This is a genomic window from Solicola agrisoli (assembly GCF_049059935.1).
In the GTDB taxonomy this organism is placed as follows: Bacteria; Actinomycetota; Actinomycetes; order Propionibacteriales; family Nocardioidaceae; genus JAURVT01.
This window is the reverse complement of the sequence record NZ_JBMGQR010000128.1, coordinates 1-5,305: the sequence shown is the minus strand read 5'-3', so window position 1 is coordinate 5,305 and position 5,305 is coordinate 1. Positions and strand designations below refer to the sequence as shown.

5 protein-coding genes and 1 riboswitch are annotated in these 5,305 nt (G+C 70.2%); of the genes, 4 read left to right on the top strand and 1 reads right to left on the bottom strand.

The genetic code is table 11. The features are described 5' to 3' along the window. Nucleotides 1–972 precede the first annotated feature (972 nt). Nucleotides 973–1,680, bottom strand: coding sequence for a helix-turn-helix domain-containing protein (locus ACI6PP_RS22750; protein WP_421114016.1), 708 nt, complete (start codon nucleotides 1,678–1,680; stop codon nucleotides 973–975). Nucleotides 1,681–2,070: 390 nt separating this feature from the next. After that, a riboswitch (cobalamin riboswitch) is annotated at nucleotides 2,071–2,264 on the top strand. 56 nt (nucleotides 2,265–2,320) lie between these two features. Between ACI6PP_RS22750 and ACI6PP_RS22745 the strand changes: the two genes are divergently transcribed. The 4 genes from ACI6PP_RS22745 to ACI6PP_RS22730 are packed head-to-tail and all read left to right on the top strand — an operon-like array spanning nucleotide 2,321 to nucleotide 5,155. Next, complete coding sequence (locus ACI6PP_RS22745) at nucleotides 2,321–3,232, top strand: ABC transporter substrate-binding protein (protein WP_421114015.1); 912 nt, start codon at nucleotides 2,321–2,323, stop codon at nucleotides 3,230–3,232. Then, a complete protein-coding gene (locus ACI6PP_RS22740; RefSeq protein WP_421114014.1) occupies nucleotides 3,229–3,354 on the top strand; it encodes a hypothetical protein in 126 nt (41 codons plus the stop codon). The genes ACI6PP_RS22745 and ACI6PP_RS22740 overlap by 4 nt, the downstream gene beginning before the upstream one ends. 2 nt (nucleotides 3,355–3,356) lie before the next feature. After that, complete coding sequence (locus ACI6PP_RS22735) at nucleotides 3,357–4,391, top strand: FecCD family ABC transporter permease (protein WP_421114013.1); 1,035 nt, start codon at nucleotides 3,357–3,359, stop codon at nucleotides 4,389–4,391. Beyond that, the gene (locus ACI6PP_RS22730; RefSeq protein WP_421114012.1) at nucleotides 4,388–5,155 is read left to right on the top strand and encodes an ABC transporter ATP-binding protein; all 768 of its coding nucleotides are present in this window, start codon (nucleotides 4,388–4,390) and stop codon (nucleotides 5,153–5,155) included. The genes ACI6PP_RS22735 and ACI6PP_RS22730 overlap by 4 nt, the downstream gene beginning before the upstream one ends. Nucleotides 5,156–5,305 lie beyond the last annotated feature (150 nt).

Below are 5,305 nucleotides of genomic sequence, written 5' to 3'. Positions count from 1 at the left end.
ATCCTTCGTCGCCTGCGTGCTCTCGCGAGCGTCAGCGCAGGAGAGTGCGAGTAGCAGTGAACCAAGTGGCCGCGTGACGCTCCTGGCGCTGCTGGGGTCGCGAGCCCGCACCGCCGTCGTCGACCACTCCGGCCGCGGGCGCAGGCCGCGCTCGGCCGGGCGACGAAAGTTCGACCGGACGTTCGACCGGTTCGGCGTGCCCGACGTCAACCTCCTGGGCCCCGCCCCGCTGCCCACGCGTTCACCGCCACCGCGCTCGTCGCCTCAGGCGTCCCCAAAGCCCGCGTGCTCGGCTGGCAGACCGTGACGATCGTGCTGTGGACGGGCGCCTTCACGGCCATCGCCAGCGGCGTCGTCAACGCGCTCTGACCTTGAGGTCTACAAGCACTGCCGGACCGACAGCGAAGGAGCCGACTTCACACCCCGTTCTTCGTCGTCTGTCCGTTGGAACCAGCCTTCGCCCACGGATGAGGATCTCCTGGCGGATGCGACGTGACCGGTGGCAATTGACCCGCTGGATCCGACTGACGATCACCGCGGCCAGGCCGAGGATGATGAGAGCGACCCAGGCGTACGTCCGCCACCGGTCAGGAATCTGCCGTCGTTGGCCGACCCCACCGTTGTCTCTTGCGCGTGACATGCGCCGACGCTGCGGGTCCGATCCTGCGGCGGGCGTTTGGCACCCCCGAATTCCGATCGCGCAACCGCACGCTGTCAGTGGCGCCCGCACCTCTCAGGTAGGCACACTGAGGCTAAGTCGGGGCTATGGCCCGTGCGGCCGCGCTGAAGCGATAGCCCCGCACCATGAACAGAACGCGTCCCGCTGCAGGCCTCGGAGAAGTTACCGCAGTGGGCGCGCCGGTCCAGTATCGTCCAGCATTCTTTGGCGCAGGCCTAGACCGCCGAACATGCCGAATATCGAATAGGCGGCACCCTTTGTCACAGCGGGAGCCGCCTGCGGTCGGTATGGAGTCACAGGGCCCGAAGCACGAACCGTCGTGCGGCACGACGAGAATTCACCTCGGGTCCGAGGCGGGCGTAGACATTGCGAATGTGTGTGCGAAGGGTGTTTCGGGTGACGCCGAGCTCGGCTGCCATCTTGATGGTAGACAGGTCGCTGCACAGCATCTGCAGGACGTTGAGTTGCGTCGGAGTCAGGGGCTTTGTCAGAGTGCTGGACGCGACTCGCACACTCAAGGCCCAAGCGTCTGGGGGCCCAGACACTGAGTCAGCCACCGTGCGTGGCCCAACCTCGGAGCGATGGGGGACTTTGCGGGTTGCGGCTTCGACAGCCATCTCGCTGACCCCGAGTGCACGTGCCCACTTATCGGTTTGCTTCAGTGGCGCCCGTCCGCCGAGGATGGCGCTTGCTTGACCTCGGGTGACTTCGACCTTCGCGGCGATCGAGGCAACGGTGTGGCCAGCAAGCCAGCGCAACTCATGCAGCGACGGGTGCGGGCTTGCTGGGGCGAGGTCGGCGATCGGCAGCTCAAGTGCTGCTGCAATCCGCACCAGGACCGGAGGGCTGGGAGCGGTCGCGCCGCGCCGATACGAGCGGATCGTTGATGAGTTAACCCCTACCATCGTGGCCAATTCATTGGCCGACAGCCCGCGCGCGTCTAGGGCGTCGTGAAACCGCGTCGGGCTCCATGACACGACCGACACCAACGGCACGCGCATCTCCAATCTGTGTCCGCAGCACGCGATTGGCGCAGGACTCGCCACACGTCGTTCTTGAACCGTCGCAGAGATAGACCGAGCCAATCGTTTGAACCTTACTGGGTCAAACGATCGGGGCCTCGCGCCGTGTACCGCGTTCGGAACGCCCAAGCCAACTCGTCAATAGGACCTCAGAGCCCAACCCTGACCGGTGCCACTTCCCTTCTGGTCGTGGACGGCGGCCAGCGTCCCGAAGGGGATCGATTCTGAAACGCCGGCGGCCGTGGGAGGTTAGGGCAAGCGGCACCGGTGACGATCGCGGGTAGGGCTGATCCGCGTCGAACTAGTGTGACCGGGCGTCAGTTCGAGACCGTCCGGTTGCGGGAGTCATGCCGGTGGGCATTGTGCGTTTGCTAGGTTCGGCGTGCCAGTCAACCCATTGAGATGGGCAGGGAACCCGGTGAGAGTCCGGGACTGACGCGCAGCGGTGTGGGCGACGGGCGAGGCACGCGGACACGTCCGCAGCCACTGGGCCACCGGCCCGGGAAGGCGTCTCGACCCGGACGACCCCGAGTCCGAAGACCTGCTGGCCCTTGCGGCACACCGTCGCGAGGTCACCGCAGGACCACGCGACCGGGTCCTCGACCTCGAAGGACCCTCCGTGCGCCTCCCCACCCCCGCCCTGCTGTCCCTCGCTCTCGCCGGCGTCCTCGTGACGGGCTGCGGCTCGTCCTCGGACGACGCCGGGCAGCCCGCCGCGTCGGGCGGTGCCGCCGGCTTCCCGGTCACCGTGGACGACTGCGGCCGCGACGTCGTCGTCGAGGCCCCTCCGCAGCGGGCCGTCTCGCTGAACCAGGGCTCGACCGAGATCCTGCTGTCGCTCGGTCTGGGCGACCGGATGGTCGGTACCGCCACCTGGACCGACCCCGTCCTGCCCGACCTCGCCGCGGCCAACGATGGCATCCCCCGCCTGGCCGACAACGCGCCGTCGTACGAGCGGGTGCTCGAGACCGAGCCCGACCTCGTCACCGCCTCCTTCGCGGGGACGCTCGGCGAGGGCGGCGTCACGACGCCCGCCGACCTGGAGAAGCTGGGCGTCCCGTCGTACCTGTCGCCCGCCGAGTGCGGCAAGACCGACGACGGCGAGGACGACGGCGCACGCTCGTCCCGGCTCGAGATGGACGTCGTCTACGAGGAGATCACCGAGCTGGCGACGATCTTCGGCGTCCCCGAGCGCGGCGAGGAGCTCGTCGCGTCCCTCGAGGCCCGGATGACCGCCGCCAGCGAGTCCATCGACGCGAGCGGAGTCGACGTCGCCTACTGGTTCGCCAACGCCGAGTCGCCGTACCTGGCCGGGTGCTGCGGTGCGCCCGGTGTCATGACCCGTGCGCTCGGTGCCACGAACGTCTTCGACGAGACCACCTCGGAGTGGCCGCAGGTGAACTGGGAGACCGTCGCCGACCGCGACCCCGACGTCCTGGTGCTCGGCGACCTCACCCGCAAGAGCCGACCGCGGAGTCCGCGGCCGCCAAGATCAAGTTCCTGGAGACCAACCCCGTCACGCGCGAGATGACCGCGGTGAAGGAGAAGCGCTACGTCCAGGTGGCCGGCGGCGACCTCAACCCCTCGATCCGCACCGTCGACGGCACCGAGAAGCTCGCCGCAGGCATCCGCGAGCTCGGTCTCGGCAGCTGACGGTGGCCGGCGCGGCGGTCCGGGGCACCGGCACCACGGCCGCGGTCTGGGCCGCGGGCGTCGTCGTACTCGTGCTCTCGGCCGCCACGGCGATCACCATCGGGCCATCCGACATGTCCGTGCGCGACGTGCTCGGCGTCGTCGGCGACCGGGCCGGGCTCGGCTCGACCGACCTGAGCCGCATCCAGCAGGGCATCGTGTGGGACCTGCGCCTGCCCCGGACGCTGCTCGCCGCGGTCTGCGGCGCGGGCCTCGCGGTGTGCGGGGCGATCCTGCAATCGCTGCTGCGCAACCCGCTCGCCGACCCGTTCGTGCTCGGCATCTCCTCTGGCGCGTCGACCGGGGCCGTCACGGTCGTCGTCCTCGGAGTGGGCGCCGGTGCCGTCGGCCTCACGACGGGCGCGTTCGCAGGCGCCCTCGTCGCATTCGCGCTGGTGCTCGCCCTGGCATGGGCCGCCGGCGGCACCACCGACCGAGTCGTGCTCGCGGGCGTCGCCGCCACCCAGCTGTTCTCGGCGCTGACGTCGTTCATCGTGTTCACCGCCGCCGACGCCGAGCAGACCCGCGGCGTCCTGTTCTGGCTGCTCGGGTCGCTGAGCAGCGCGAGCTGGACCGACGTCGCGGTGTGCACGGCCGTCGTCGGCCTCGGGCTCGTGGTGTGCCTGCTGACGGCCTCGGCCCTCGACGCGTTCGCGTTCGGGCAGGACGCAGCGTCCACCCTCGGCATCGACGTCGGCGTCGTGCGCGTACTGCTGCTCACCGTCACCGCGCTGATCACGGCGGTGATCGTCAGCACGTCCGGCGCGATCGGCTTCGTCGGACTCGTCCTGCCGCACGCGGCCCGCGCACTGGTCGGGACCCGCCACCACCGGCTGCTGCCGACGACCGCGCTGGCCGGCGCGATCTTCCTGGTGTGGGTCGACACCACCGCGCGCACCGTCCTCGACCCGCAGGAGCTGCCCGTCGGCGTCGCCACCGCACTCGTCGGCGTGCCCGCCTTCGCCGTCATCCTGCTGCGGCGGGGAAGGCGCCGATGACGCTCTCCGCACGCAACGTGTCGTGGTCAGCCAGCGGACGGCTGATCGTCGACGGCGTCTCGCTCGACCCCGCACCGGGCTCGACCGTCGGCCTGCTCGGACCCAACGGCTCGGGCAAGTCCAGCCTGCTGCGACTGCTCGCCGGCCTGCGCCGCCCGGACAGCGGTGCGGTCGAGCTGAACGGCGCGCCCCTGACGTCGCTGCGTCGGCGCGAGGTGGCGCGGCGCGTGGCCGTCGTCGAGCAGGAGACCGGCACCGAGCAGGACCTGCTCGTCTCCGACGTCGTCGCGCTCGGCCGAATCCCGCACCACCGTCCGTGGTCGGGCACCACCGCCGAAGACGACGCAGCGGTGCGCCGCGCGGCCGAGCACGCCGACGTCGCCGACCGTCTCGACCGGCCGTACCGGACGCTGTCAGGCGGCGAGCGGCAGCGCGTCCAGATCGCCCGGGCGCTGGCGCAGGAGCCCACCGAGCTGCTGCTCGACGAGCCCACCAACCACCTCGACGTCAGCCACCAGCTCGACCTGCTCGCCCTCGTCCGGCGCACGCCGGTCACCACCGTCGTCGCGCTGCACGACCTCAACCTCGCGGCGATGTTCTGCAACGAGGTGGTGGTGCTGCGCGACGGACGTGCCGTCGCCGCCGGACCTCCGACCGACGTCCTCGACCCGAGGACGATCGCCGACGTCTACGGCGTACGAGCCGTCGTCGAGGTACACGACGGCGTCACGCACGTCCGCTACCTGCCACCCGGCGCGAGCTGAAACCCCACAGCGGGATCGCTCATTGGGATCCACCAGGGCTAGGCGCACCGCGCACGCTGTCGTCGCTGGTTACAACAGCTGTTCCGGGGTTTCGATTGTGGCGTTCGCTCGGGGCGACCGCATGTCATTCGCGGCAATCTCGGCACTCTG